The following is a 23,248-nucleotide window of genomic DNA, read 5'->3' on the forward strand; positions in this document are numbered from 1 at the left end:
TCTCCCTAACCAACCGTGGCGGCCGCTATTTCAGTGGGGAAGCAAACACTTTGCTGGTGCCGCCGTAATCGTTAATCAGCTGCCAGCTCACCTGGCCGCCCGCCGCGCTCGCCGGCAGACGGTAGCTCGCGCTGCCCTTCGGCGGCACCATCACGTTGGTGGTGTCCACGGTTTGGCCATTGACCTTCAGCGAGAAGAAACTCAGGAAATAAGGAGTGGGGTTGCTGACCTGCAGCTGGTTGCCCTGGCGCTGGAAGCTCACCTGCTGGTAACTGTCCTCCGACATGCGCGGCAATCCTCCCGGCCGGTAAAACAGCTTGATGCGCGTTTTAACGGCGATCTGCAGCACGTTGCGCTCGCCCTGCGGCGCAGACGGGAGCGATTTCACATTCAGCCAGAACACCGATTCGCGGTCCTCCGGCAGTGCGCCCCCGGTGCGGATAATACGCAGCAGGTTCTCTCCGCGTGGTTCAAGGCGAAACAGCGGCGGGGTGACCACAAACGGCGGCTTGGCGCCCGCTTTCTGTTTGCCGTCCGGCCCGTCGTTGTCCGCCCAGGACTGAATCAGATACGGCGTTTTATCCGGGTTGCTGATCGACAGCGATGCCTCTCGTTTTGCGCCGTCATATACCACGCGGGTGCCCCCGACGACGACGCCGGCCTGCGCATAGCCGGACCAGAAGCTAAATACGCACAGCGCCAGGGCGATCTTTTTGACAAAGGTCGTTTTCATTTGCATAACCTATGTTTTGTTTCCACGGTGTTCCCCGTTTCCGGTCTCGGCCTCTGTCAAAGCCGCCCCGGGCGTGAGAAAAGCAAGAAAGAACAAGCCAAAGCTGCCAGTGTCTGACCCTGGCTTACGGCGAAAAAACCGGCGCGTCAGCGCCGGTATCATCATCGCTATTACTGGTAGTTCACGGTGAACTGAGAGGTCGCGTTAGCCGCGCCCGCGTTAACGGTCGCCGCGGTCGCCACGTAACGTGCGGTAAAGTCCATGCTGGCCGAGTTGGTCGTCGCATCAATCGGGTACTCTTTTGAAGCGGTGAACAACGGAATCGCGGTGCCGGTATTATCCGAAATCTCAATGCCTACGCCGCTGGCATCATCGGTTGGATCGGCGGAAGCATCCAGCTGCAGCAGGTCATTGTTGGCGCTGTCCGCAACGCCGTCGAATTTCACCGATGCGCTGGTCAGGGTGGTTGGGCAAGAACCCAGGTTAATGGTAAAGCGCGTTGGGGAGGCCTTATCACCGGCTGCGCCGAATGCAGTGCTGGATACGGTGCCCAGGTTAACGGTCATATCCTGAGAATCGGCGTCAACCGTACAGGCATCGGCGATAATCGCGCCGGTGAAATGGATGGTGCCGTCCGCAGCGTTGGCGCCAGACATCATGCCCAGGCCGGTAGCGGTGGTGATCAGCATTGCAACTAAATGTTTTTTCATAAATAAACTTCCTTTTGGGTAATGTCCGATTTAATTAATTCCGGACGCATTGGCCGTAATGCAAATCATTAGCCTTTACATCCGTTGTTCAAAAAAATGCTTTGCTAGATGGAGATGCCAAACTGCCTCAACGGCGTTTAATTCAGCGGGGTCAGTGTATGTTCGCCGGACAAATCCGAACCATAAGAGAGGCAACCCAAGATAAGAAGGATGTGTCCTACATGCGTAGGTTCTCGTCCTACAGAGGTGGGTATTAATATCGCTATACTTTTCTGTTAATCTGCCAAAAATCAGCGTGAGAACTTTCTCATAACGTTAATTTCAAGGGGATTTATGGCCAGTGCGATCATTGTCGACGATCATCCGCTTGCACGGATGGCGATCAAGTTTGTGATTGAAAATGAAGGACATACACTGTTAGCCGAAACAGGGGATGGCACGGAAACGCTCACGCTGGTCGACAAATATTATCCGGATATTCTCATCCTCGATATCGACATCAACGGAATGAACGGTATAGAGGTTATCAAAAAACTACGCGCCGCAAGCTACCCTGGGATTATTATTATTGTTTCCGCCAAGAACCCCGAGTTTTACGCCCAGCGTGGAATAGAAGCCGGCGCCAACGGCTTTATCAGTAAAAAGAACGATCTCAATAATATCGTCGCGGCAATTAATGCCGCCATGAGCGGCTACGGCTACTTCCCGATGAATAAAAACGTCTCGGCACTTAACGCCTATCAGGAAGATAAAGATAAACTGCTTACGCTGTCCCAGCAGGAGTTTCAGGTTTTCCGCTATTTGATCAGAGGTATGGAAAACGTCCGCATCGCTGGAAAAATGAATATCAGCAATAAAACCGTCAGCACCTACAAAACCAGGCTGATGGAAAAAATCGGCTGTAAAACCCAGCTGGAACTGTTTGAATTCGCCCGCCGCAATAACCTAGAATAGTCCAAATGTACATCCGAGGTCTGGTGATACTGCTGTTGTGCATCATCTTCCTGCCAACATGCCGCGCGGCCGACTCTGCCAGTCAGCCAGCATTAAATCTGTTCAGCCGCGAAAGCGGTCCAAAACTGGAAGTGGCGTTACCTAATAGCGCCTGGCGCTGGCTGGGGAAAAAACGCGTATTGCGCATCGCCATCGCGCAACCCACGATGCCGCCGTTCGATATGCTGAGCGCCCCGGACACCTGCGAAGGCATCACCGCTGATTATCTCAGCCTTATCACCCGTAATCTGGGGCTAATCCCCCAGGTCACGCTCTATCGCAGCCGTGATGCCGCGCTGGCCGCCATCGCCGAGGGCAAAGCGGATCTGTTGGCGGATAACGACGGCGCTCTGCCTCCTGAAGGGTTGGAGCTAACCGCCAGTCGCAGCTATATCGCCAACACGCCGGCGCTGGTCGGGCTGGAATCCCGGGCTAACCGCCCCATTCCTACGACCCAAGCGCTGCGGTTGGCCGTTGCCGAAGGCTACCTTGCCGATAGCGTGATTAAAGCGCACTATCCCCAGGCGGTTATTCAGCGCTTTCCCTCCAACCAAAGCGCAATCTCCTCGGTGGTTGCCGGCAAAACCGATTATTTTATCGGCAACTTTCTCACCGCCAACTTTCTGATTGAGCGTAACTACATCAACACGTTGAGCGTGGTCGCTCTGCTGCCGAATCAACCTATCGGCAGCCGTTTTATCGTACGCAAGAGAGACCGCACGCTGCTGCTGGCGCTCAACGCCGCACTGCACGATGTCTCGTCTCTGCGGCGCAATGCCATTATTCAGCAGTGGTTGAACTCCCCCGATCTGACGACGCTGCGTAAACCATTGAAGCTCACCGCCCAGGAACAGCGTTGGCTGCAACAGCACCCGCAGCTGCGGGTGGTGATCAACCCCTTTTACGGACCATTCACCACGCTGGACGAACACCACAATTTCTCCGGCATCAGCGCCGATCTGCTGCGATTGATCCATCTGCGTACCGGGATGAACTTCAAACCGGTTATCGCCGACAGCGTTGGCGAAATGGTCGAATTGCTGGATGCCGATCGGGCGGACTTTCTGGCCGCCATCAGCTACAGCGTTGAGCGCGAGCAGCAGCTGATTTTTACCCGCCCCTACCTGCAAACGCCGTTTGTGCTGGTGGTGCGCAATGGCCCCGGCGCGCCAAAGGATTTAAACAATTCGCTGACGCTGGCGGTGGTTGACGGCAACAGCATGCAGGCGGCGCTGGCGCGCCGCTATCCGGGCATCCGCTGGGTCAAGGTCGCCAACGCCAGTCTGGCGATGCAACAGGTGAGCGAAGGCAGCGTCGACGGCGCCATTCATAATCAGCTGGGGGTCAACTACATGATGGAAAGCTACTTCCGCGGCCAGCTCAAAATCGCCCTTCGCCTGGATGAATCCCCCGCATGGCTGGGATTCGCTACGCGCCGCAACGCCCCGGAGCTAAGCAGTATCCTGAATAAAGCGCTGGCCGATATTCCACCCAGCGATATCAGCCATATCATCAACAAGTGGCAGGCGGCGCCGAAGGTGCACTTAGAAACCTGGCGCCTCTACAGCGCCCGCTTTTACGGCATCGCTATTCTCGCCTTGCTGCTGGTGGTGGTGGCGCTCTGCTGGGTGCTCTATCTGCGACGACAGGCGCGCGTGCGTCAGCAAACGCAAACCAACCTGCTCGCCCAGCTAAAATTCCGCGATACCCTGCTAAACGGCGCGCCAAGACCCATTTACGTGATCAACCGGCAAGGGGAAATTATCAGCAGCAATAAGGCGTTCAGCGCGTTCTTTGCCCGCGTTCCCCCAGAGCATCTGCAATTGCCGCTGTTCGACCAGCGCCATCCGCTGGCAAACGTACTGCCGACGCTGATGCCGCTGATGGATGACGCCCCTCCTCCCATGCCAGAGGCATTGACACGCACACTGCAGCTGTACGACGGCGTTCAGCAGCGGACGGTGTCCCACTGGTGCACGGTGTATACCGATAACCACGATGCCGTCGCAGGACTGATCTGCGGCTGGCAGGATATTACCGAGCATGAAAATCTGTTGCTGGAGCTCCAGGCGGAAAAAGAGAACGCGGACAAAGCCAGTCGGGCGAAAAGCGCCTTTTTGGCCACCATGAGCCATGAGATCCGCACGCCGATCAGCGCCATTATTGGGCTGCTGGAACTGGTGCGCCACGATCGCAAAAAACGCATTACCCATGACGACGACGATGAGGCTATTCGTCTGGCCTATACCTCGGCGCAATCGCTGCTGGGCCTGATCGGCGATATTCTGGATATGGCGAAAATTGAGTCGGGCAATCTGGATCTGCTGCCCGACTGGGTCGACCCCGATACGCTGTTGGTTGAAACCGTGCAGATATTCCAGGCGTTGGCGGCCAACAAACAGTTAACGCTGCAATACCACTCCCTGCTGCCCGCCGATCAGGAGATTTGGGTCGATCAGCAGCGTCTGCGGCAGGTACTGTCCAACTATCTGAGCAACGCCATTAAATTTACCGAGCGGGGAGAGGTGAACGTCTATGCCGAAGCCGTGCCGGCCGGCGACAGCGAGCGACAAATAACGCTGATACTGCGGGTGCAGGACAGCGGCATCGGCATCAGCAGCCATGAGCGGCAGCGACTGTTCCAGCCTTTCAGCCAGTTGGAGGCGGGAAAAATGCAGACCGGCACCGGTCTGGGGCTGGCGATCAGCAAAGAGCTGCTGGCGAAAATGCACGGCACGATGACGCTGGACAGCCAGCCGGGCCAGGGGACAACGGTGACGGTGCGGCTGACGGTGCCGGCGCGCAGCAGGGTGCCCGACACATCAGCGCATAACACCACGGCCAGCGCACAAGCCCGGCTGAAGATCCTGATTGTCGACGATCACGCCACCAACCGCTTACTGCTGCGACGCCAGCTGAATACCTTAGGGCATGCGGTTGATGAGGCGACGGACGGTGAAAAAGCCTTCGCGCTCTGGCAGTCAGGTCATTACGATCTGGTGATTACCGACTGCAATATGCCGGTTATGGATGGTTTTACCCTGACCAAACGTATCCGGGCCACCAACAGCGCGGTGGCCATCTGGGGGCTGACCGCCAATGCACAGCCGCAGGAGCGCGTACGCTGCCAGGAGGCCGGTATGGATGACTGCCTGTTCAAACCCCTGCGTCTGCCGCAGCTGGAAGAAATGCTGGCAACCCTCGCGAGTCGTTCCCCGGCCGCCGCGCCGCTGGAAACGCTGATTGACCTGCCGGCGCTGCAAAATTTGGCGATGAATAATACGGCCTTTTTACAACAGATGCTGCTGCGCGCCCAGGAGGACAACCGGCAGGATCTGGCGCAGGCGGCGGAGCTATGCCAGCGGCAAGACTGGGCGGCGCTGGCGATTTGCGCTCACCGCCTGACCGGGTCGGCCCAGATTATCGCTGCGGAGGCATTGATCCCGCTTTACGAACGGTTGGAAGCCGCCTGTCGACATGCCCCGGATGCCGACGATATCCAACGGCAGTTGCTTACCCTCAGCGAAAAAAACGCCCGACTTGAACAGGCGATAACGGCATTTATTGGCCGCCTGCCGCAGGAATAACGCACCGCGCGCGGAAAACGGCAAAAGCGGCCGTTTTCCGCGCGCATAGCTCTTTCTGAACATTACCCACCCGGCACATCTCCGATACTGGCCCCCAGTGTGTAGGTTCACCCCTTTAAGGAGAAACAGCATGACGACAACATTTCCTCTGCAAAACAAGGTCGCCTTTATTCAGGGCGGTTCGCGCGGCATCGGCGCCGCTATCGCACAGCGCCTGGCGCGCGAAGGCGCGGCGGTGGCGCTGACCTACGTCTCCTCCGCCGATAAGGCTAACGCCGTGGTGGACGCCATCAGCGCCGCCGGCGGCAAGGCGCTGGCCATCAAGGCCGACAGCGCCGACGCCGAAGCGCTGCGCCGGGCGGTGCAGCAGGCGGCGCAGCACTTCGGTAAGCTGGACATTCTGGTGAACAACGCCGGGGTGTTTGCGATGGGCGGCATCGAAGAGCTGCCGCTGGACGATCTGGACCGCATGCTGGCGGTTAACGTGCGCAGCGTCTTTATCGCCAGCCAGGAAGCGGCGCGCCATATGAACGACGGCGGCCGCATTATCCATATCGGCAGCACCAACGCCGAACGCGTGCCGTTTGGCGGCGGCGCGGCGTACGCCATGAGTAAATCCGCGCTGGTCGGCCTGACCAAGGGCATGGCGCGCGATCTTGGCCCGCGCGGCATCACCGTCAATAACGTGCAGCCCGGCCCGGTGGATACCGATATGAACCCGGACGACGGCGAATTCGCCGCACAGCTGAAACAGCTGATGGCCCTCGACCGCTACGGCAAGGATGAAGAGATCGCCGGCTTTGTCGCCTATCTGGCCGGCCCGGAAGCCGGCTTTATCACCGGCGCCAGCCTGACCATCGACGGCGGCTTCGCGGCGTAACGCTTATCCACGGCGGCCTGCCCGGGCCGCCGTTTCCCGTCTGGCCCTTTTGCAAAAACACGCCCAGTTTCCCCCTTATTGTGCGCAAATCAGCAAAAATCTTTTCCCCCGCCGCCGGCTTATCTTTGCTGTGACCAATGTCATACTTTCGCCACTTTCACTATCTTTCCGCGCTTTGGCAGCGGCTAATGGAGTTGCTACATGAAAATTAATTATCCTTTGCTGGCGCTGGCGGTGGGCGCGTTCGGCATCGGCACCACCGAATTCTCCCCGATGGGGCTGCTGCCGGTGATCGCCGAAGGGGTGGACGTCTCGATACCCAAAGCGGGGATGCTGATCAGCGCCTACGCCGTCGGGGTGATGATCGGCGCACCGCTGATGACCCTGCTGCTGTCTCACCGCGCGCGCAGAAACGCGCTGGTGTTCCTGATGGCGATTTTTACCCTGGGTAACGTGCTGTCGAGCATCGCGCCGGATTACACCACGCTGATGCTGTCGCGCATTATCACCAGCATGAACCACGGCGCGTTCTTCGGCCTCGGTTCGGTGGTCGCCGCCAGCGTGGTCGCTAAAGAAAAACAGGCCAGCGCCGTCGCCACCATGTTTATGGGGCTGACCATCGCCAATATCGGCGGCGTGCCGGCCGCCACCTGGCTCGGCGCCACCATCGGCTGGCGCATGTCGTTCCTGGCCACCGCAGGGCTGGGGGTGATCGCCATGCTGGGGCTGTGGTTCTCACTGCCGAAAGGGGAAGCGGGCGAACGTCCGGACGTGAAGCGTGAGCTGTCGGTGCTGCTGCGTCCGCAGGTGCTGGCCGCGCTGCTGACCACCGTGCTGGGCGCCGGGGCGATGTTTACCCTCTACACCTATATTGCGCCGGTGCTGCATACGCTGACCGCCGCCACGCCGACCTTCGTCACCCTGATGCTGATGCTGACCGGCGTGGGCTTCTCGATCGGCAACTACCTCGGCGGCAAGTTCGCCGACCGTTCGGAAAGTAATACGCTGAAGGGCTTTCTGCTGCTGTTGCTGACCGTGATGCTGCTGATGCCGCTGCTGGCGCGCAGTGAGATCGGCGCGGCGCTGGGCATGGTTATCTGGGGCATCGCCACCTTCGGCGTGGTGCCGCCGCTGCAGATGCGGGTGATGCGCGTCGCCAGCGAAGCGCCCGGCCTCTCCTCGTCGGTCAATATCGGCGCGTTTAACCTCGGCAACGCCCTGGGCGCGGCCGCCGGCGGCGCGGTGGTGTCCGCCGGGCTGGGCTACGCCTTTGTGCCGGTGATGGGGGCGATCATTGCCGCGCTGGCGCTGCTGGTGGTGCTGCTGAACCGCCGCGCACGGGCAGGCGTGGCCTATTCCAACGGCTAAAAACGATAAAAAAGCAGAAGGGGCCACCCTTCTGCTTTATTGTTACCGCCGGATTACCAGCGCCGCGCTTCCGCCAACTCCTGTTTGGCTTCATTAAGCTTGTGCGCCTTGTCGCGCACCTTCTCCATATCGCCGCTGGCGATCGCCCGATCCAGCTCCAGCTCGCGCCGTTTTACCTTGTCTTCCTTACCGCTGATTTTATCCAGACGGCCGCTGACCCCACTGGCCCCGCTGTAGCCGTCAAGGCGGCTGGCTCCGCTATAGCCATCCAGGCGATAGCTGGCGCCGCTGTAACCGTCGGAACAGGCGGCCTCGACCCGGGCCAGCGCCCGCTCCAGCCCCGCCAGCCGGTTATAGTTACCGTAGCGTTTGGCGTATTCCATCTGGGTGCGGATTTTGCTTTTCTTGATTTCACAGCCCTGGCGCCCCGCCGTAGCATTGGAGGAAAAAATCACGGCGACGCACAGCAATAACAAAGAGGAGAGTTTTTTCATATTATTTGTCCTTAAATATCCGGCGGAATCGCTATCCGTTAAATAATCCTTTTCTAATAACTCGTTTAATTTACACTCAAAAAACGCCATACGATTTCATATGGTAAAGCAGACATTTTAACCCCGCAAGCCTCGCCCCCTACCAGAGCACAAATCTTCAAACACCACAGACGCTTATTTATAAATATCCATTAGGTAATAACTTATCCCTTTCATTAAATAGCATTAGTTTTTATAAAAATAATGCTATATATATTCTGCTAATCTATTCCGCAATTTCTGATGCCATGGCAAAGCAGCCATGACATACACAGCAAAAATCGCGCTACACTCAAGCTCGGACACGCCAGGAATCACCCTATGACAACGCCTCTGACAGACTCAGCCCGACAACAAATCAACGCCGTCGTCGACCTCCTTACCCGCCGGCTCGGCGGCAACCTGATGGCGATCCATCTGTACGGCTCCGCCGTGGAGAGCGGACTGCGCCCCTACAGCGATCTCGATCTGCTGGTGACGCTGCGCGCACCGCTGGATAACGCGCTGCGGGCGAGCCTGATGCCGGCGCTGCTGGCGCTGTCCGCGCCCCCCGGCGCAGCGGATGGCCGACGGGCGCTGGAAGTCACCATGCTGGTGTATGCACAGCTGGTGCCGTGGCGCTACCCGCCGGTCAGAGAGCTGCAGTTCGGTGAATGGCAGCGCGAGGATATTGAGGCGGGGATCTATGAGCCGGCGCAACAGGACGCGGATATCGCCATTCTGCTGACCAAGGCGCGTCACGCCAGCGTGGCGCTGGTCGGCGATGAGGCGGCACGGCTGTATCCTGCGGTGCCGCCGCGCGATCTGCGGCAAACCTTGCAGGATACGCTGGCGCTGTGGCAGGAAAGCGCGGACCTGCTGGGGGATGAACGCAATATTATCCTGACGCTGGCGCGCATCTGGTACAGCGTGGTCCATGAGGCGATTACCGGCAAGGAAGAAGCGGCGGCCTGGCTGCTGCCGCAGCTGCCCGCCGGGCATGCCGCCACGCTGCAGGCGGCGCGACAGGAGTATCTGGGACTGGCGACGCAGGACTGGGCGGCGGCCATGCCGGCGGTCGAAGATTTTGTCCGCTACGCCAAGGCGCAGATTAGCGCGCGGCTCAACAGACAAGCGGACGGTTCAGCATCACCGCCCTACTGAGCCGCGTCACCCGCCGGAACAGCGGGACGGGTGACGGGCGACGATTACTGCGGATCGTCGAGATAGAGCGTCTTGGCGCCCCGTTTGGCGCGGGCGGCGGCGACAAAGGCATACAGCGGTATGGTGAGCATCATCATCAATACGCCCCAGAACATCGCATTGGCCCCCGAGCCAAACAGCGCAAACAGGCTGTATAAAATGCCGATCGCCGACATCAACAGATAAAAGATAAATCCGCCGCCTTTATTCAGCCGTTTGGCCACCATAATAATCGGCAGCGCCACCAGCGCATAAATATACGGCAGCAGCGACGCGAACACCGACATCAAAACAATCACCTGAAACTGCTTCGCCAAATTCGGCGATGCGGTGGTTAATAATACCGCCGTCATCAGCACGCCGGTAAAAATCAGCCCTTTCACCGGCACGTCGTTTTTATTCACCTCGGCGAAGAAGCGCGGGAACAGCCCCTCGGACGCGCCGGCTCTCGGCGCCTCTGACTGTAAAATCAGCCAGCCGGAAATAGAGCCGAAACAGGCAATAATGCTGAGCGCGGAGACAATCTCCCCCGCCATGGCGCCGAACATATAGCGCGCGGCGTCGGCAAACGGCGCGGCGGAACCCACCAGCGCCTGATGCGGCACCAGCCCCATAATTACCGTACAGCTGCTGACGTAGCACACCGCGGCAATCAGCAGGCCCAGCACCGTGGCCTTCGGCACCGTCGACTCGGGCTTCTCCACCTGTCCGGTGGAAACGACGGCGGACTCCACCCCTAAAAACCCCCACAGCGCCAGCGAGGCGGCCGAGAAGATGGCGGAGACGTCGCTGCCGCCGGTGCTGTTGTACACCTCGCTGAACAGCACCGGCTTAAACCAGAACCAGCCGATAAAGCCGATGCCCAGCACCACCACCAGCATACAGCCGGCGGTGAACGACTGAGAGCGCCCGGCCACGTTCGCCCCCAGCGACGCCAGGGCGATAAAGCCCCATAAAATCACGATGGCGGTGATGGAGCTAGCCAGCGGATTGTGCAGCAGCGGGAAAAAGTAGCTCAGATAGCCGACGCCGGCGACCAGCAGCGCCACATTGCCGACCCAGGCGCTGATCCAGTAGCAAATGGTGGTCTGAAAACCGATAAACGGCCCGAAGGCGTCGTTGGCGTAGGCGATAATGCCGCCGTTGCGCGGCGTCACCAGGCTGTTTTTGGCAAACACCAGCGCCAGGGCGACCACGCCGATAATCGTAATCACCCAGCCATACAGCGAGATCGAACCGATGCCGGCCAGATTGGTCGGCAGCATAAATACGCCGGATCCCATCATATTTGAGGCGGTAACCAGCGTAAGAGAAACCAGCCCCATCTTTTTCACCGAGGCGGCGGAAACGGAAGACATAGTATTTTCCTTATGAATGACGAACATCAATAGGGGGACAATAGCGAGCGTCGCGGCGCCCGCTATAGCGAAGCGACGGTGACTAGGCGTACAGCGAAGGATTCAGCGCGCTCTCTTTAATACAGCGCACCCAATACCTGCCGTTATCGTCGATCTCCACGCCCTGCAGTTCGTGCTCAAAGCCGGGGAAACGCTGGCCGAAGGTCTGCAGCGCCACCAAATACTCGACGATGGCGCCGGCCTCCGGCGTCACTTTTTCTCCGGGCATAATCATCGGGATACCCGGCGGATAAGGGGTGACCATCACGCCAACCACCCGCCCCATAATGTCCCCGGCGGCGACCAGCTCGGTGCCGTCCTCCACCAGATGACGGTAGGCCTGCGATGGCGTCATCACCGGCGTCGCCGCCAGCGCGCAGGCTCGGTCAGACAGGCGGGCAATATTCAGTTCGCCATTGGCCTGATGAATTTCCCGGCACAGGTCGGCCAGCCCCAGGGTTGTATAACGTTCATCACTGCGGCAAACCTCCGGCAATATGTCGCGCAGCAACGTATTGTCGTCATGGTAGCGTTTGAACATCATCAGCAAGTCGATCAGCGTATTCCATTTCCCCTGGGTCGATCCCAAAGCGAATAAAATCAGCAGCGTGTAATCGCCGTTTCTGGCCGGAATGATGCGCTGCATATCCAGATATTTAGCCACCACCGGCGCGGGAATGCCGAATTCGCTCATGTCGCCCTGCGCGTTCAGCCCCGGACAGGTGATCGTCACCTTGATCGGATCCAGCATGGCGTAACCTTCCGGCATCTCGCCAAAGCCGTGCCACGCTTCGCCGGCCTTCAGCGTCCAGTAGTCGGCGTTGTTCGCCAGCTGCTCGGTAGGGACGTCGATAAACGGCACGCTGTCGCCGTCCACCTCTGCCCGCTCCGGCTGCCAGACGTCAAAGAACCAGTCGCCGGGAATATCCTGTTTGATTTTATTACCGACCGTCACCAGGGTTTTCCTGAACTCAATCGAGTCATTAATCGCGCCGTTAAGCAGCGTCCGCCCTTCACGGCCCTGCATCATCGCCGTCGCCACGTCCATCGAGGCGATGATCGGATAGAACGGCGACGTGGTGCCGTGCATGGTGAAAGACTGGTTAAAGACGTCATAATCAACCGGCGCCCGCGGCGAATTACGGATATGGATCATCGACGCCGAGGAAAAGGCGGCCAGCATTTTATGGGTGGACTGCACCGCATAGAGCGTCGGCTGCCGGGGCGAGGCCGGCACATCCATGGCGAAGCGTCCCCGGTAGAGCGGGTGGAAACGGGCGTAGGCGTACCAGGCCTCATCAAATTTAATGCGCGGCGTCGATGCGCCCAGCTTTTCCGTCAATGCCGCAACGTCATAGATCAGGCCGTCGTAGGTGCAGTTGGTGATCACCGCGTACTCGGCGTCCGGGCTGCTGGCGCGCAGCGCCAGCGCGCTGCCGTTGATTTTGTTGCGGATAGACTCTGCGCTGAACTGGTCGGCCGAGATCAGGCCGATAATGCCGTAGCCGTTGCGCTCGGGCTGGAAATAGACCGGATGCGCGCCGCATACCGTCAGCTCATGGTTGACCGACTTATGGCAGTTGCGATCCACCAGCGCAATTTTGCCGTGCAGCGGCAGCGAATGGCCGACGATCTGGTTCGACTGCGAAGAGCCGCCGGTCACGTAAAACGTGCGGTCGGCGCCAAAAATCTCGGCGGCCCGGCGCTCAGACTCGCCCGGCGGCCCCTTGTGCTCCAGCCAGTCGCCCATTTCCGGCGTCGCGATGCCGATATCGGCGCGCATAATATTTTCACCGAAGAAATTGATAAATTCGCGGCCGACGGGATGCTTCAGATACGCTACGCCGCCCTGATGGCCGGGACAATCCCAATAGTAGGGGCTGTCGCTGGCGTAGCCCTTCAGCGCGGAAAAATAGGGAGGCAGCAGGCCGCGCCGATAGTGCTCAATCGCCAGATGAATACGTCCGGCGATAAACCTGGCGGTGTCTTCATAAATATTGATGTATTCGTGAATCTCTTTGATCACCTCCGTCGGCAGCCGGCCCAGAATCGGCCGTGACGCGGCAAAAAAAATGGGAATGCGGCTGTTGTAGGTGCGTATGCCCTGAATAATTCTGCTGATTATACGGTTGCGTTCCGCTTCAGCGACACTTTCGCACTCGTGAATAATCACGCAACCGATGCCGATTTCATGTTTGATAACATCCAGCAGGTTGTTCGTTGCTGCCGTCTGTAAGACATAATGGTTGTGTGAAGAGAGCGCCTGCTTCACCAGCTCCAACGCACGATCGTCAGCTGACGCATCTTCATGCAGCGACACCAGCAGTATGGGAAACTGTTGATTATTAACATCGTTCATAGCCGTACCTCTGACATATTCCATCAAGAAAATAGTGCTCCCGCGCCTTTATCATTCAGCAAGGCGACAGGCGGCAGAGTAACGGCTGCGGCCAAAAAACAGACTGTATCAAAGGTACAGTTTTTTCCCGGAACAACGTGAAACGTTCAGGGCCGGATAAAATAGCCAGGCTGTAAAAAAACCGGCGGAATAAAGTATTGCCAGCCGTGGCGACGGGCCAGCAGCACAAAATCCCGCGTATGCGCGCAGTGGGTTTTTTGTAATATATTCGTCTTATGAAACTTAATGGTGCGTAATGTTCTATTAAGACACTGAGCCATTTCTTTTTCAGAAAAGCCCTGCAGCAATAGGAAAATGATGTTCCATTCTTTGGCGGAAAACAGATCGCTCGGCCTCTGGCCGCTCATTTCGCCCCAACGGTTAGCGTTTAAAAAAAAGAGGGAGAAAGAGAAATAACCGGCCGGACGTGACTGATAATACCGGCCACCTCCGCCAGTCGGTTAAAATAGGGGCTGCGCTCACAATAAAAAGGAAAACAGCGATTCAATCCGTGGTCAAAACAGACGCCAACGGCAATCACTGTCCTCACCTCGCGCAACACCCGCTCATCATGCTGATTGACGCCTTGCGGATACACCGCCGAGCACCCCTGCAACAAAGAGATAAACTCTTGATATTTATCATTAAGATAAACCACGACCCCGTGAATATCTTTTACACACCACGCCTCTTGGCTATTTTCCCAGGACGCCAACATTTCAACAGGAATCGGCAAGGAGAGCCGCTCCGCCTTTGCTTTTAATGCCCCTAATGCAACCTGTGTCATAATGAAACGTCTGTGATTATCATTTCATTAATTTAAATAGCGCCAGGTGCGGTGAATTAACCTTTTATGCGTTAAAAAAAGGAAAGCCGCGATTAATGCCGGCAATAGCATCTTTTATTCAACAATAACCCATGCGGGGCCATTGTCATTATTCCTTCCCGGGATAACGACGCAAAAGAAACAAAACGGCGGCCGCCGTCCTGCCGGGTAAAGCGGCGATACCTCACGCCATCACCGCCTTAAGCCGCTGCACCGCCGCCGTCGCCTCCTCCGCCGTAGCGAAATTGGCAAAGCCCATCAGCAACCCGCCCGTCGCCGCCGGCGCGGCGCGCCAGTCGCTCAGCGCCTGCAGCGACAGCCCGTCGGCCCCGGCGGCAATGGCCAGCGCTTTATCATCCTGCCCGGCCGGCAGATGCGCCAAGACGTGGATGCCGCCGGCCTGCGGCTGGATATGCAGACGCTCGCCCAGCGTCTGCTGCAGGGCATCGACCAGATAACCGCGCCGCGCGGCGTACAGCGCGCGCATCTTGCGCAGGTGGCGGCCAAAATGCCCCTGCGCCATAAAATCGGCCACCATTGCCTGCGGCAGCATCGAGCCGGGGCCGGGCAGATGGTTGACGCTGTCCCGGAAGAGGCTGACCAGCCCGGCCGGCGCCACCAGATACGCCAGCCGCAGGCCGGGGAACAGCACCTTGCTGAAGGTGCCGGTATAGAGCACGCGCCCGTCGCGATCCAGACTTTTCAGCGCCGGCAGCGGCCGGCCGTGGTAGCGGAATTCGCTGTCGTAATCGTCCTCAATAATCCACGCCTGACGGCGGCTCGCCCATTCCAGCAGTTCCAGCCGCCGCGGCAGCGACAGCGCCGCGCCCGTCGGGCTTTGGTGGGTCGGCGTCACTACCGCGAAGCGCGCGTCATCGGCGCATTGGCGACCGGCGGCCACGTTCAGCCCCTCCTCATCCACCGGCACCGCCGCCAGCCGCAGGCCGGCGCGCTCCAGATACTGTCGGGCAAACAGATAACCCGGATCCTCGAACCAGCCGGTGTCGCCCGCCCGCAGCAGGGTGTGGCGCACCAGCTCCAGCGCGCCGTGATAGCCGGCAGTGACAAACACCTGCTCATACGAGCAGGCGATGCCGCGCGAAATGCCCAGGTAGGCGGCGATGGCGTGCCGCAGCGGCCCATAGCCCGCCGGGTCGGGGTAATACATCGCCTGCATTTCCAGCGTGCGCAGGCAGCGTCCCGCCAGACGCGCCCAGACCTTGCGCGGAAAGGCGTCCAGCGCCGGCAGCCCCATCTGGAACGACAGCGCATCGCCGCTGACGGCGTGCGGATGAGGCGAGGCGACAGCCGGCGGCACCGAGGCCGCCAGCGGTTCGGCCAGCTTGCCCAGACGCGGCGACACCACGGTGCCGGCCGCGCCGCGCGCGACAAAGTAGCCTTCGTTCACCAGCATCTGATAGGCGGTCTCTACCGTGCCGCGCGCCAGATTCAGTTCGCTGGCGAGGCTGCGCACCGACGGCACGCGGTCCCCCGGACGCAGCTTGCCGGCGGCAATCGCCTCGCGGTAGCGCCGGTACAGCTGCAGGTAGAGCGGCGCGTCGTGCTGCTGGTCAGGCCGCAGCTGCTGTATATCCATCGCGGATGTCCCATTAATTTATTCAGTTCTTGCACCTATGTTATAGGCCATTAGCCGCTTACAGTAGCGGCTACGCAATAAAGCGATAACTTTTTATCAGGAGATCCGCCATGAGCGCACCAAAACGCCTGCCGTACAACACCCTTTCTCCCGACGCCTATCAGGGGCTGATCGCCACCAAAAACGCGCTGGAAAACAGCCCTCTGGGCAAAGCGCTGATCGAGCTGGTCTGGCTGCGCATGTCGCAGATCAACGGCTGCGCCTTTTGTCTGGAGATGCACGCCAAAGCGCTGCGCGCCGACGGCATGGCGGAGGCCAAACTGGACGGGCTGGCGGGCTGGCGCGTCAGCGAACGCTTCAGCGACCGTGAACGCGCCGCGCTGGCCTGGACGGAGTCGCTGACGCACGTGGACACCACCCATGCGCCCGACGAAGACTTCGAACCGCTGCGCGCGCACTTCAGCGAGGTGGAAATTTCCGATCTGACCTTCGCCATCGCCCTGATGAGCGCCTTTAACCGCCTGGCGATCGGCATGCGTCAGTAACGGCAGCGACTATGCTGATTAACGGGCGCTGCCGCCCGCGATGGGAGAGGATACGATGAATATACTGCACATTGACTGCAGCCCGCGGCGCGATTCGCACAGCCGCCGGCTTTCCGCCGCCCTGCTGGCGCGGCTGCGGGCCGCCAACCCTGACGCTAGCATCACGCGCCGCGATCTGGGCCTGGCGCCGATAGCCCATGCCGGCGACGATTACGCGAACGCGTTGGCCGCGCCCGGTACGCCGGCGGCGGACGGCGCGCTGCACCTATCGGAAACCCTGATTCAGGAGCTGGAGCAGGCGGATGCGCTGGTGCTGGGCACGCCGATGAACAATTTCACAGTGCCGTCGGTGCTGAAGGCGTGGCTCGATCAGGTGCTGCGCATGGGGCGCACCATCGCCAGCGCCCCCGACGGTGAGAAGATCGGCCTGTTGCAGGACAAGCCGGTGTATATCGCCATCGCCGCCGGCGGGGTATTCAGCGGCGAACGCGCCAGACAGCCGGATTTTCTCACCCCCTATCTCACCGCCGCCTTCGGCTGCATCGGCCTGCATTCGCTGCAGTTTTTCCCGCTGCAGGCGACGGCGTTTCTCGACCGCGAGCAGCTGGCGGCCGCGCAGGAGCAGCTGCTCGCCAGCCTGAATCTTACGGCTGCAGATCCATCACGGGCTTAACCTGCCGCCCCGGCTGGCGGTACAGCGCCAGCGCCGCCCGCCACTCCTCCAGCGAATAAATGTGCGCCCCACCGCAGCGGCTTTGCGCCAGCAGCGGCCATATCCGCCCGAACAGGGCCTGCCACTGCGCCGTGCCGATGTCGGCCAGGCAGTTGCGGATATGGAACCAGCGCACCGTTGGATAGCGCCGCTGCAGCGTAAACGGCTGCCCGGAAAGCAGGCCGTAACAGACAAACAGCCCGTCCGGCCGCATCGCCTCCAGCAGCTGCTGCGCCAGCGCGCCGCCGGTGGCGTCAAACACGATATCCGCCGCGGCGGCCAGCTGGTCAATGCGCATCCGCTCGCTCTGCGCCACCGGGGTAATACCGCAGGCCGCCAGCGTGTCGGCATGCGCCGGGGAGCGGCAGATGCCCGCCACCTCTGCCGCGCCGCGCTGCAGCGCCCACTGGCCGAGCAACCTGCCGCAGTCGGAACCGGCGGCGGTCAGCAGCACCCGCCGCCCCGCCGGGTTATACAAATCCAGCATCAGCAGCGCCGCCAGCGGATTGATATAGGCGCGGGACGCCTGCAGGTCCGTTATCGCGTCCGGCACCGGCACCGCCAGCGCCGCCGGGCAGCTGACCACGCGCTGCCAGGTGCCCTCGCCCCGCAGCGGCAGCACCCGCCTGCCGAGCAGATGCTCCGCCCCCGGCGTCGTTTCCGTCACCACGCCGACGCCCTCATAGCCGGCGACGGCCGGCGGCACGACGCGATGGCGGTAGGCGCCGCTCAGCGGAATCAAATCGGAGGCGTTCACCGGCGCGAGCCGCATGGCGACCCGCACGTTCCCCGCCGTCAGCGCGGCCGGCGGCGCGTTTTCCAGCCGGAGCACCGCTTCCGGCGCGCCAAATTCCCGGTACCACAGCGCGCTGTTTATCATTCTTCACCCTCGGTTAGCGGCCCTGCCGCACGTTGCGCCGCATCCTTCCATAGATTAAGCCGCCGGGCAATGGCGTTGTCCGCAGCCTGCAAGTTCGGCATGTTGCACTGGTCAATGTCGGACAAAAAACAGACAATCACCTTCCCTTCCAGCCGCAAGGAATCACAGATAAAAGCGCACGGCTATGCTGCATAGGCCGTCGCAACGTAAGAAGGAAATTTGTTCAACAGGGAAGGAACGTTCAAGGATGAGTAAAAACTGAAGGAAACAGGCATGAAAAAGTTCGTAGTTTTCGCTGCCGTTGTTGGCATATTTGCCTACTATTGGCCCACAATCACCATGAATTTCGCCAGCTACGCGCAATACACCGAGCAGGACACTAGAGAATACGCGTTTTATACCCCGGAACTGCTCAAGAAAATGCCGCGTATATCAGACCACTATCAATTTGACTATACCAACGTATCCGGGCCGCAGGCCCTGATATATACGGTGACGTTTTACGACGCCGATGACACCCGGCAAATCAGCGATTATCTGACCGCCGCCGGTTACCAACGGCAGCCTGAGTGTCTTGTTGCCGGTGAGTGCTGGATGTCTGCCAACGCCCACTATCGGGTTAGCGTAGTAAAGCCCGAGGGCTTCAGAGAGGTCTCGGTACAGCTCGAAGACAGTTCGCAATAGATCATCAAGCCGGCCATATGTAAGAGCCGGCCCCCCATCCCCTCTTCACTCCCCCACAAATCATTATCAATCCGCCTCAGCGCTGCGGCAGTGCATACCCTCCGAGAATAAACCAGGCCAGTAACACAACGGCGGCGATAATAATCGCCACGGGGAACAGGTAACCAATTTTCATTATCTGACGCTCAGAGCAACGGGAAAGGGAAGCGCCCTCGCGGTGCGAAGGCGCACGACTAATTAACCGGATAAATATTAATGCTGTGGGTGAGGGCGGAATTAAACTGGCCCGCATCAATCACGACATGCCATACGCCGTCGGCAGGCGCGGTGAAACGCGCCGGCAGTTCGTCGCAATGGCCGCCGTGGTGACGGCCCGGCTGCCCGTGGGTATAGCCCGCAAACGCCGCGTCATCCATCAGCAGGATGGTGCACGGGCGGTCGCAATGCACTTCCACCACGTCGCCCGTTTTCAGGTGTAACTGCGCATGCAAAAAATCCATATATTTTCCTCAGTTAGGAATAACGGACCCTCTTGGCGGTTTATTTACCCTGTCCATAGGCATCAAGAGCGAGCTTCACGCTTTACTTCACCCCTGCTTAGGTTGATGATAGCAGCATAATATGCAAATAACATTATAATGAAATTAACACATTAATTTCATTATGGAGAATATTTACCCGATCGCCTGTAACCGAGACGGACCCCATCCGGCCCGCCATGTCGTTTTATTTTTTGATTTGGCTATTACCTGAGATGAATACACACAAGATCAACCGCGTACGCCCCTTCAGCGCCCTCATCGCCGCCTGCTGGCAGGAACCCTATTCACGACAGCGCCTGCTGAAAGACGCCATTGCCGGCATCACCGTCGGCATTATCGCCATTCCGCTGGCCATGGCGCTGGCTATCGCCAGCGGCGTACCACCGCAGTACGGCTTATACACCTCGGCGGTTGCCGGCATCGTGATCGCCGTCACCGGCGGCTCGCGCTACAGCGTCTCGGGGCCGACGGCCGCCTTTGTGGTGATCCTGTATCCGGTGGCGCAGCAGTTCGGCCTGGCCGGCCTGCTGCTGGCCACCCTGCTCTCCGGCGCGTTTTTGGTGGTGATGGGGCTGACCCGCGTCGGCCGTCTGATTGAGTATATTCCGCTGCCGGTTACGCTCGGCTTCACCTCAGGGATCGCCATCACCATCGCCACGCTGCAGGTGAAGGATTTTTTCGGCCTGCCGCTCACGGCGCTGCCGGCCGGCTATGTGGATAAGCTGGGCGTCCTGCTGCAGGCGCTGCCCGCGGCGGATATCGGCGATACGCTGATTGGCGCCGTGACGCTGCTGGTGCTGATTGTCTGGCCGCGGCTGGGGCTGCGCGTGCCCGGCCACCTGCCGGCGTTGGCGGCCGGCGCCGCCGTGATGGCGCTGCTTGGCCTGGCCGGCCATCAGGTCGCCACCATCGGCTCCAGCTTCAGCTATCAGCTGGCCGACGGCAGCCAGGGCGCCGGTATTCCCGCCATTTTGCCCCAGCTGCAGCTGCCGTGGACGCTGCCGGCAGCGGACGGCCGGCCGATGACGCTGAGCTGGCAGACGCTTTCCGCCCTACTTCCCGCCGCCTTCTCCATGGCGATGCTCGGCGCTATCGAATCCTTACTGTGCGCGGTGGTGCTGGACGGCATGACCGGCAAGAAACACAGCGCCAACGGCGAGCTGCTCGGCCAGGGGCTGGGCAACCTGATCGCGCCGTTCTTTGGCGGCATTACCGCCACCGCCGCCATCGCCCGCTCGGCGGCCAACGTGCGCGCCGGCGCCACCTCGCCGCTGGCCGCCGTGATCCACGCGCTGCTGGTGCTGCTGGCCCTGCTGCTGCTGGCGCCCTGGCTCTCCTTTCTGCCGCTGGCCGCGATGGCCGCCCTGCTGCTGCTCGTCGCCTGGAATATGAGCGAGGCCCATAAGGTGGTCGATCTGCTGCGCCGGGCGCCCAAGGATGACATTATCGTGATGCTGCTGTGCATGGCGCTGACGGTGCTGTTCGATATGGTGATCGCCATTACCATCGGCATCGTACTGGCCTCGCTGCTGTTTATGCGCCGCATCGCGCGGATGACGCGCCTGAGCACGCTCAGCCACGATGCGGATGCGCTGGTGCTGCGCGTGAACGGCCCGCTGTTTTTTGCCGCCGCCGAACGGGTGTTTGATGAGGTGCTGGCGCGCAGCGGCGCGTATCAGACGGTGATCCTACAGTGGGATGCGGTGCCGGTGCTGGACGCCGGCGGACTGAGCGCCCTGCAGCGCTTTATTGATGCGTTGCCGCCGGGTAAGCAGCTGATCGTGACGGATATTCCCTTCCAGCCGCTGAAAACGCTGGCGCGGGCGCGCATACGGCCGATTGACGGCCGGCTAGCCTTCTACTCAACGCTGCCGGAGGCGCTGGCCGCCCGCACGGCTCCTGGCTGCGACGGCTAGCCGCCGGCAGGATGCGGCAGCCGGCCATCCGCCGACGCGACGCCGGCAATCTGCGCCAGGGTCAGCGTGCTGAAAAACTGGTTGGCCTGCTGGCAGAACTGCGCCCACAGCGCGACAAATTCCGCACTGGCTGCGGACAGCTCATGCTTGACGTCGGCGTCTTTGCGGAAAGGCACAAACAGCTCCGCCACGGTGATTTCATCAGCCGGCTTAACCAGCAGATAGCCGCCGCCCGGCCCGCGGACGCTGCGCACCAGCCCGTCGCGCCGCAGCACGGTGAATAACTGTTCCAGATAGGACACGGAGATCCCGAGCTCGGCGCCGATCTCCGTGGTTGACGCCGCCCGTCCCGGATGCCGGGCCAAATACAGCATGATCATGATGGCATGACGATTACGCGAGATTATCTGCAACCTGCTCTCCTTGGGTCGGGACGTGATGAACAGCGGATACGACGTTATAATGATATGTAACTAATATGATAATATTACGAGACGAAATCATTCCGCAACGCCTGAGGCCCGCCCGACGATTTTTAAGAAAATCCTTAAACAAATTTCAGTATGAAGATAGTGCCGGAAAAACGGCAAACGGCGGCCATCGCACGCGAATCAGGAGAAAATAGCAGGAATAATCAGACAACGTGCAGGGGCAACGGCGCCGACAGCGGCAGGCGGACGCAACGTCCCCGGCCAATCGGCGTAGTTGCCCTGGCAATCAGCGCGTCTCGACCTTGGGATTGGCCTGAGAGGTCTGGGAAGGGTAGTCAACGTGATGTTTTTGCAGATAATCCCGGATCAGTTGCCGGACCACCTGCGAGGGGGTAACATCTTGCTGCTGGCAGAGCGTCTCCAGAGCTTTCTTCTTCTCCGGATCGATCAAAACGGTTAAACGCGCGGTCTTCTTTTCCATGGTGTTACCATCCTGATTATGATAATCCAATTATAATACCATCCCTGCCGAACTTCGCCAGAAAACTACAGCCGCGTCAGATAGCGCGCCAGATGGCCCACCTCCGCCACGCCGTCGCGGCTCAGCCGCAGCGCCTGCGTCTGCAGCGCCTGCAGCCGGTAGGCATTCGTTGCGTAACTGGCGTAGATCACCACGTTGCCGCTGCCGGTTTCGCAGAAAAAGACGTCGGTAAACACCCGGTACAGGGCGTGGTACAGCAGCGTCTGGCTGTGCGGCATTTCCAGATAGTTGAGCACCAGCCAGCCGCCGTCGCATAGCGCGTCGCGGCAGCGTTCCAGAAACGCTTCGGTGCCCTGCTGCGGCGACATGCTGAACGCCGAATAGAGATCGGAAAAAATAAACCCGTAGCGGCGCATCGGCACCCGCCGCAGATAGCGGCCGGCGTCGTCGATGTGATAGTTCACGCAGCCGGCCTCCGGCAGCGTGAAATAACTGCGGGCCACCGCCAGCACGCGGGAGCGCAGTTCCACCACATCAAGCCGCCGCTCGGGATCGTAAGCGTGCAGCGCCCGCAGCAGGCTGCCGCCGCCCAGCCCCAGCAGCAGCACGTCGCCCTCTTCCCGCCAGGCAATCGCCATCAGCATCGCTTTGATATAGTGATGTATCGGCGAGGCGGGCGCGCGCATGCTCACCTTGCTCTGCTCATACAGCTCGTCAAAGCGCAGCATGCGATACTGCTTGTGTTCGGTGACGATAATATCGCCGTATTCATCCGCCTCACGGTGGATCTCCTGCCCCAGCGGATCCCTGTCCAGCAGCGTTTGCAAAATATCATCAACAATGCGAGTCACGG

The 23,248-nt window shown here is 60.0% G+C and carries 22 protein-coding genes and 1 pseudogene; 9 read left to right on the forward strand and 14 right to left on the reverse strand.

Annotation, left to right across the window (positions count from 1 at the left end; all coding sequences use genetic code 11):
- Positions 1 to 25 precede the first annotated feature (25 nt).
- A complete protein-coding gene (locus tag I6G83_RS03220) occupies positions 26 to 733 on the reverse strand; it encodes a fimbrial biogenesis chaperone (RefSeq protein ID WP_054305864.1) in 708 nt (235 codons plus the stop codon).
- A 170-nt stretch (positions 734 to 903) separates the two neighbouring features.
- Positions 904 to 1,443 (reverse strand): fimbrial protein, encoded by a 540-nt coding sequence (locus I6G83_RS03225; protein WP_054305819.1) that lies wholly within the window; start codon positions 1,441 to 1,443, stop codon positions 904 to 906.
- A gap of 333 nt (positions 1,444 to 1,776) precedes the next feature.
- Here I6G83_RS03225 and evgA point away from each other — a divergent pair, with 333 nt between their 5' ends.
- From evgA to I6G83_RS03245, 4 genes are all read left to right on the forward strand, one after another.
- On the forward strand, positions 1,777 to 2,397 hold the full coding sequence (gene evgA / locus I6G83_RS03230) for an acid-sensing system DNA-binding response regulator EvgA (protein WP_054305818.1): 621 nt from the start codon (positions 1,777 to 1,779) through the stop codon (positions 2,395 to 2,397).
- 5 nt (positions 2,398 to 2,402) lie between these two features.
- Positions 2,403 to 6,023, forward strand: coding sequence for a response regulator (locus tag I6G83_RS03235; protein ID WP_054305817.1), 3,621 nt, complete (start codon positions 2,403 to 2,405; stop codon positions 6,021 to 6,023).
- A 130-nt stretch (positions 6,024 to 6,153) separates the two neighbouring features.
- Complete coding sequence (locus I6G83_RS03240; RefSeq protein ID WP_054305816.1) at positions 6,154 to 6,903, forward strand: 3-oxoacyl-ACP reductase family protein; 750 nt, start codon at positions 6,154 to 6,156, stop codon at positions 6,901 to 6,903.
- Between the two features lie 201 nt (positions 6,904 to 7,104).
- Positions 7,105 to 8,271: an MFS transporter gene (locus tag I6G83_RS03245; RefSeq protein WP_054305815.1), complete on the forward strand. Its 1,167-nt coding sequence runs from the start codon at positions 7,105 to 7,107 to the stop codon at positions 8,269 to 8,271.
- A 53-nt stretch (positions 8,272 to 8,324) separates the two neighbouring features.
- Here I6G83_RS03245 and I6G83_RS03250 read toward each other — a convergent pair whose 3' ends face one another.
- A complete protein-coding gene (locus I6G83_RS03250; protein ID WP_054305814.1) occupies positions 8,325 to 8,765 on the reverse strand; it encodes a DUF1090 domain-containing protein in 441 nt (146 codons plus the stop codon).
- A gap of 360 nt (positions 8,766 to 9,125) precedes the next feature.
- Here I6G83_RS03250 and I6G83_RS03255 point away from each other — a divergent pair, with 360 nt between their 5' ends.
- Positions 9,126 to 9,947, forward strand: coding sequence for an ANT(3'')-I family aminoglycoside adenylyltransferase (locus I6G83_RS03255; protein WP_054305813.1), 822 nt, complete (start codon positions 9,126 to 9,128; stop codon positions 9,945 to 9,947).
- Between the two features lie 44 nt (positions 9,948 to 9,991).
- Here I6G83_RS03255 and I6G83_RS03260 read toward each other — a convergent pair whose 3' ends face one another.
- The 5 genes from I6G83_RS03260 to pdxR form a co-directional block, all read right to left on the reverse strand.
- Complete coding sequence (locus I6G83_RS03260; protein ID WP_054305812.1) at positions 9,992 to 11,344, reverse strand: amino acid permease; 1,353 nt, start codon at positions 11,342 to 11,344, stop codon at positions 9,992 to 9,994.
- Positions 11,345 to 11,426: 82 nt separating this feature from the next.
- A complete protein-coding gene (locus I6G83_RS03265) occupies positions 11,427 to 13,742 on the reverse strand; it encodes an Orn/Lys/Arg family decarboxylase (RefSeq protein WP_054305811.1) in 2,316 nt (771 codons plus the stop codon).
- Between the two features lie 146 nt (positions 13,743 to 13,888).
- Positions 13,889 to 14,149 carry a response regulator transcription factor gene (locus tag I6G83_RS03270; RefSeq protein ID WP_054305810.1) on the reverse strand — a complete coding sequence of 87 codons (261 nt, stop codon included), beginning with the start codon at positions 14,147 to 14,149 and terminating at the stop codon, positions 13,889 to 13,891.
- A gap of 20 nt (positions 14,150 to 14,169) precedes the next feature.
- A complete protein-coding gene (locus I6G83_RS03275) occupies positions 14,170 to 14,568 on the reverse strand; it encodes a PAS domain-containing protein (RefSeq protein ID WP_054305809.1) in 399 nt (132 codons plus the stop codon).
- 223 nt (positions 14,569 to 14,791) lie between these two features.
- The gene (gene pdxR / locus I6G83_RS03280; RefSeq protein ID WP_062779251.1) at positions 14,792 to 16,204 is read right to left on the reverse strand and encodes a MocR-like pyridoxine biosynthesis transcription factor PdxR; all 1,413 of its coding nucleotides are present in this window, start codon (positions 16,202 to 16,204) and stop codon (positions 14,792 to 14,794) included.
- A gap of 110 nt (positions 16,205 to 16,314) precedes the next feature.
- On the opposite strand from pdxR, the gene I6G83_RS03285 reads away from it, so the two are divergent.
- Positions 16,315 to 16,749: a carboxymuconolactone decarboxylase family protein gene (locus I6G83_RS03285; protein WP_054307764.1), complete on the forward strand. Its 435-nt coding sequence runs from the start codon at positions 16,315 to 16,317 to the stop codon at positions 16,747 to 16,749.
- A gap of 55 nt (positions 16,750 to 16,804) precedes the next feature.
- Complete coding sequence (locus I6G83_RS03290; RefSeq protein WP_054307773.1) at positions 16,805 to 17,422, forward strand: FMN-dependent NADH-azoreductase; 618 nt, start codon at positions 16,805 to 16,807, stop codon at positions 17,420 to 17,422.
- Here I6G83_RS03290 and I6G83_RS03295 read toward each other — a convergent pair.
- Positions 17,394 to 18,341 carry a zinc-dependent alcohol dehydrogenase family protein gene (locus tag I6G83_RS03295; protein WP_054307765.1) on the reverse strand — a complete coding sequence of 316 codons (948 nt, stop codon included), beginning with the start codon at positions 18,339 to 18,341 and terminating at the stop codon, positions 17,394 to 17,396. The two genes, I6G83_RS03290 and I6G83_RS03295, sit on opposite strands and share 29 nt — an antisense overlap.
- A 273-nt stretch (positions 18,342 to 18,614) precedes the next feature.
- Between I6G83_RS03295 and I6G83_RS03300 the strand changes: the two genes are divergently transcribed.
- Positions 18,615 to 19,025 carry a hypothetical protein gene (locus I6G83_RS03300; RefSeq protein WP_054307766.1) on the forward strand — a complete coding sequence of 137 codons (411 nt, stop codon included), beginning with the start codon at positions 18,615 to 18,617 and terminating at the stop codon, positions 19,023 to 19,025.
- A gap of 76 nt (positions 19,026 to 19,101) precedes the next feature.
- Here the strand turns inward: I6G83_RS03300 and I6G83_RS23700 are convergent, their stop codons facing one another.
- Both I6G83_RS23700 and I6G83_RS03310 read right to left on the reverse strand, forming a co-directional pair.
- Positions 19,102 to 19,317, reverse strand: a complete 216-nt coding sequence (locus I6G83_RS23700; RefSeq protein WP_371851012.1) for a YoaK family small membrane protein — start codon at positions 19,315 to 19,317, stop codon at positions 19,102 to 19,104.
- Complete coding sequence (locus I6G83_RS03310) at positions 19,259 to 19,525, reverse strand: DUF1883 domain-containing protein (protein ID WP_054307767.1); 267 nt, start codon at positions 19,523 to 19,525, stop codon at positions 19,259 to 19,261. Before I6G83_RS03310 ends, I6G83_RS23700 begins: the two co-directional genes overlap by 59 nt.
- Before the next feature lie 254 nt (positions 19,526 to 19,779).
- Between I6G83_RS03310 and dauA the strand changes: the two genes are divergently transcribed.
- The gene (gene dauA / locus I6G83_RS03315; protein WP_054307768.1) at positions 19,780 to 21,483 is read left to right on the forward strand and encodes a C4-dicarboxylic acid transporter DauA; all 1,704 of its coding nucleotides are present in this window, start codon (positions 19,780 to 19,782) and stop codon (positions 21,481 to 21,483) included.
- 107 nt (positions 21,484 to 21,590) lie between these two features.
- On the opposite strand, the pseudogene I6G83_RS23760 reads toward dauA, so the two are convergent.
- The 3 genes and pseudogenes from I6G83_RS23760 to I6G83_RS03330 form a co-directional block, all read right to left on the reverse strand.
- Positions 21,591 to 21,857, reverse strand: a pseudogene (locus I6G83_RS23760) (RrF2 family transcriptional regulator); the annotation flags it as partial.
- Between the two features lie 343 nt (positions 21,858 to 22,200).
- A complete protein-coding gene (locus I6G83_RS03325; protein WP_015673925.1) occupies positions 22,201 to 22,395 on the reverse strand; it encodes a ribbon-helix-helix protein, CopG family in 195 nt (64 codons plus the stop codon).
- A 65-nt stretch (positions 22,396 to 22,460) separates the two neighbouring features.
- A complete protein-coding gene (locus I6G83_RS03330) occupies positions 22,461 to 23,246 on the reverse strand; it encodes a spermidine synthase (RefSeq protein ID WP_054307770.1) in 786 nt (261 codons plus the stop codon).
- Positions 23,247 to 23,248: the final 2 nt, after the last annotated feature.

The sequence above is a fragment of the Serratia rubidaea genome, from assembly GCF_016026735.1.
In the GTDB taxonomy this organism is placed as follows: domain Bacteria; phylum Pseudomonadota; class Gammaproteobacteria; order Enterobacterales; family Enterobacteriaceae; genus Serratia_B; species Serratia_B rubidaea.

What these genes read in the sequence shown, in the direction of transcription:
- I6G83_RS03220 (WP_054305864.1), bottom strand. Translation starts at nt 733, where the DNA reads ATGAAAACGACCTTTGTCAAAAAGATCGCCCTGGCGCTGTGCGTATTT.
- I6G83_RS03225 (WP_054305819.1), bottom strand. Translation starts at nt 1,443, where the DNA reads ATGAAAAAACATTTAGTTGCAATGCTGATCACCACCGCTACCGGCCTG.
- evgA (WP_054305818.1), top strand. Translation starts at nt 1,777, where the DNA reads ATGGCCAGTGCGATCATTGTCGACGATCATCCGCTTGCACGGATGGCG.
- I6G83_RS03235 (WP_054305817.1), top strand. Translation starts at nt 2,403, where the DNA reads ATGTACATCCGAGGTCTGGTGATACTGCTGTTGTGCATCATCTTCCTG.
- I6G83_RS03240 (WP_054305816.1), top strand. Translation starts at nt 6,154, where the DNA reads ATGACGACAACATTTCCTCTGCAAAACAAGGTCGCCTTTATTCAGGGC.
- I6G83_RS03245 (WP_054305815.1), top strand. Translation starts at nt 7,105, where the DNA reads ATGAAAATTAATTATCCTTTGCTGGCGCTGGCGGTGGGCGCGTTCGGC.
- I6G83_RS03250 (WP_054305814.1), bottom strand. Translation starts at nt 8,765, where the DNA reads ATGAAAAAACTCTCCTCTTTGTTATTGCTGTGCGTCGCCGTGATTTTT.
- I6G83_RS03255 (WP_054305813.1), top strand. Translation starts at nt 9,126, where the DNA reads ATGACAACGCCTCTGACAGACTCAGCCCGACAACAAATCAACGCCGTC.
- I6G83_RS03260 (WP_054305812.1), bottom strand. Translation starts at nt 11,344, where the DNA reads ATGTCTTCCGTTTCCGCCGCCTCGGTGAAAAAGATGGGGCTGGTTTCT.
- I6G83_RS03265 (WP_054305811.1), bottom strand. Translation starts at nt 13,742, where the DNA reads ATGAACGATGTTAATAATCAACAGTTTCCCATACTGCTGGTGTCGCTG.
- I6G83_RS03270 (WP_054305810.1), bottom strand. Translation starts at nt 14,149, where the DNA reads ATGAGCGGCCAGAGGCCGAGCGATCTGTTTTCCGCCAAAGAATGGAAC.
- I6G83_RS03275 (WP_054305809.1), bottom strand. Translation starts at nt 14,568, where the DNA reads ATGACACAGGTTGCATTAGGGGCATTAAAAGCAAAGGCGGAGCGGCTC.
- pdxR (WP_062779251.1), bottom strand. Translation starts at nt 16,204, where the DNA reads ATGGATATACAGCAGCTGCGGCCTGACCAGCAGCACGACGCGCCGCTC.
- I6G83_RS03285 (WP_054307764.1), top strand. Translation starts at nt 16,315, where the DNA reads ATGAGCGCACCAAAACGCCTGCCGTACAACACCCTTTCTCCCGACGCC.
- I6G83_RS03290 (WP_054307773.1), top strand. Translation starts at nt 16,805, where the DNA reads ATGAATATACTGCACATTGACTGCAGCCCGCGGCGCGATTCGCACAGC.
- I6G83_RS03295 (WP_054307765.1), bottom strand. Translation starts at nt 18,341, where the DNA reads ATGATAAACAGCGCGCTGTGGTACCGGGAATTTGGCGCGCCGGAAGCG.
- I6G83_RS03300 (WP_054307766.1), top strand. Translation starts at nt 18,615, where the DNA reads ATGAAAAAGTTCGTAGTTTTCGCTGCCGTTGTTGGCATATTTGCCTAC.
- I6G83_RS23700 (WP_371851012.1), bottom strand. Translation starts at nt 19,317, where the DNA reads ATGCGGGCCAGTTTAATTCCGCCCTCACCCACAGCATTAATATTTATC.
- I6G83_RS03310 (WP_054307767.1), bottom strand. Translation starts at nt 19,525, where the DNA reads ATGGATTTTTTGCATGCGCAGTTACACCTGAAAACGGGCGACGTGGTG.
- dauA (WP_054307768.1), top strand. Translation starts at nt 19,780, where the DNA reads ATGAATACACACAAGATCAACCGCGTACGCCCCTTCAGCGCCCTCATC.
- I6G83_RS03325 (WP_015673925.1), bottom strand. Translation starts at nt 22,395, where the DNA reads ATGGAAAAGAAGACCGCGCGTTTAACCGTTTTGATCGATCCGGAGAAG.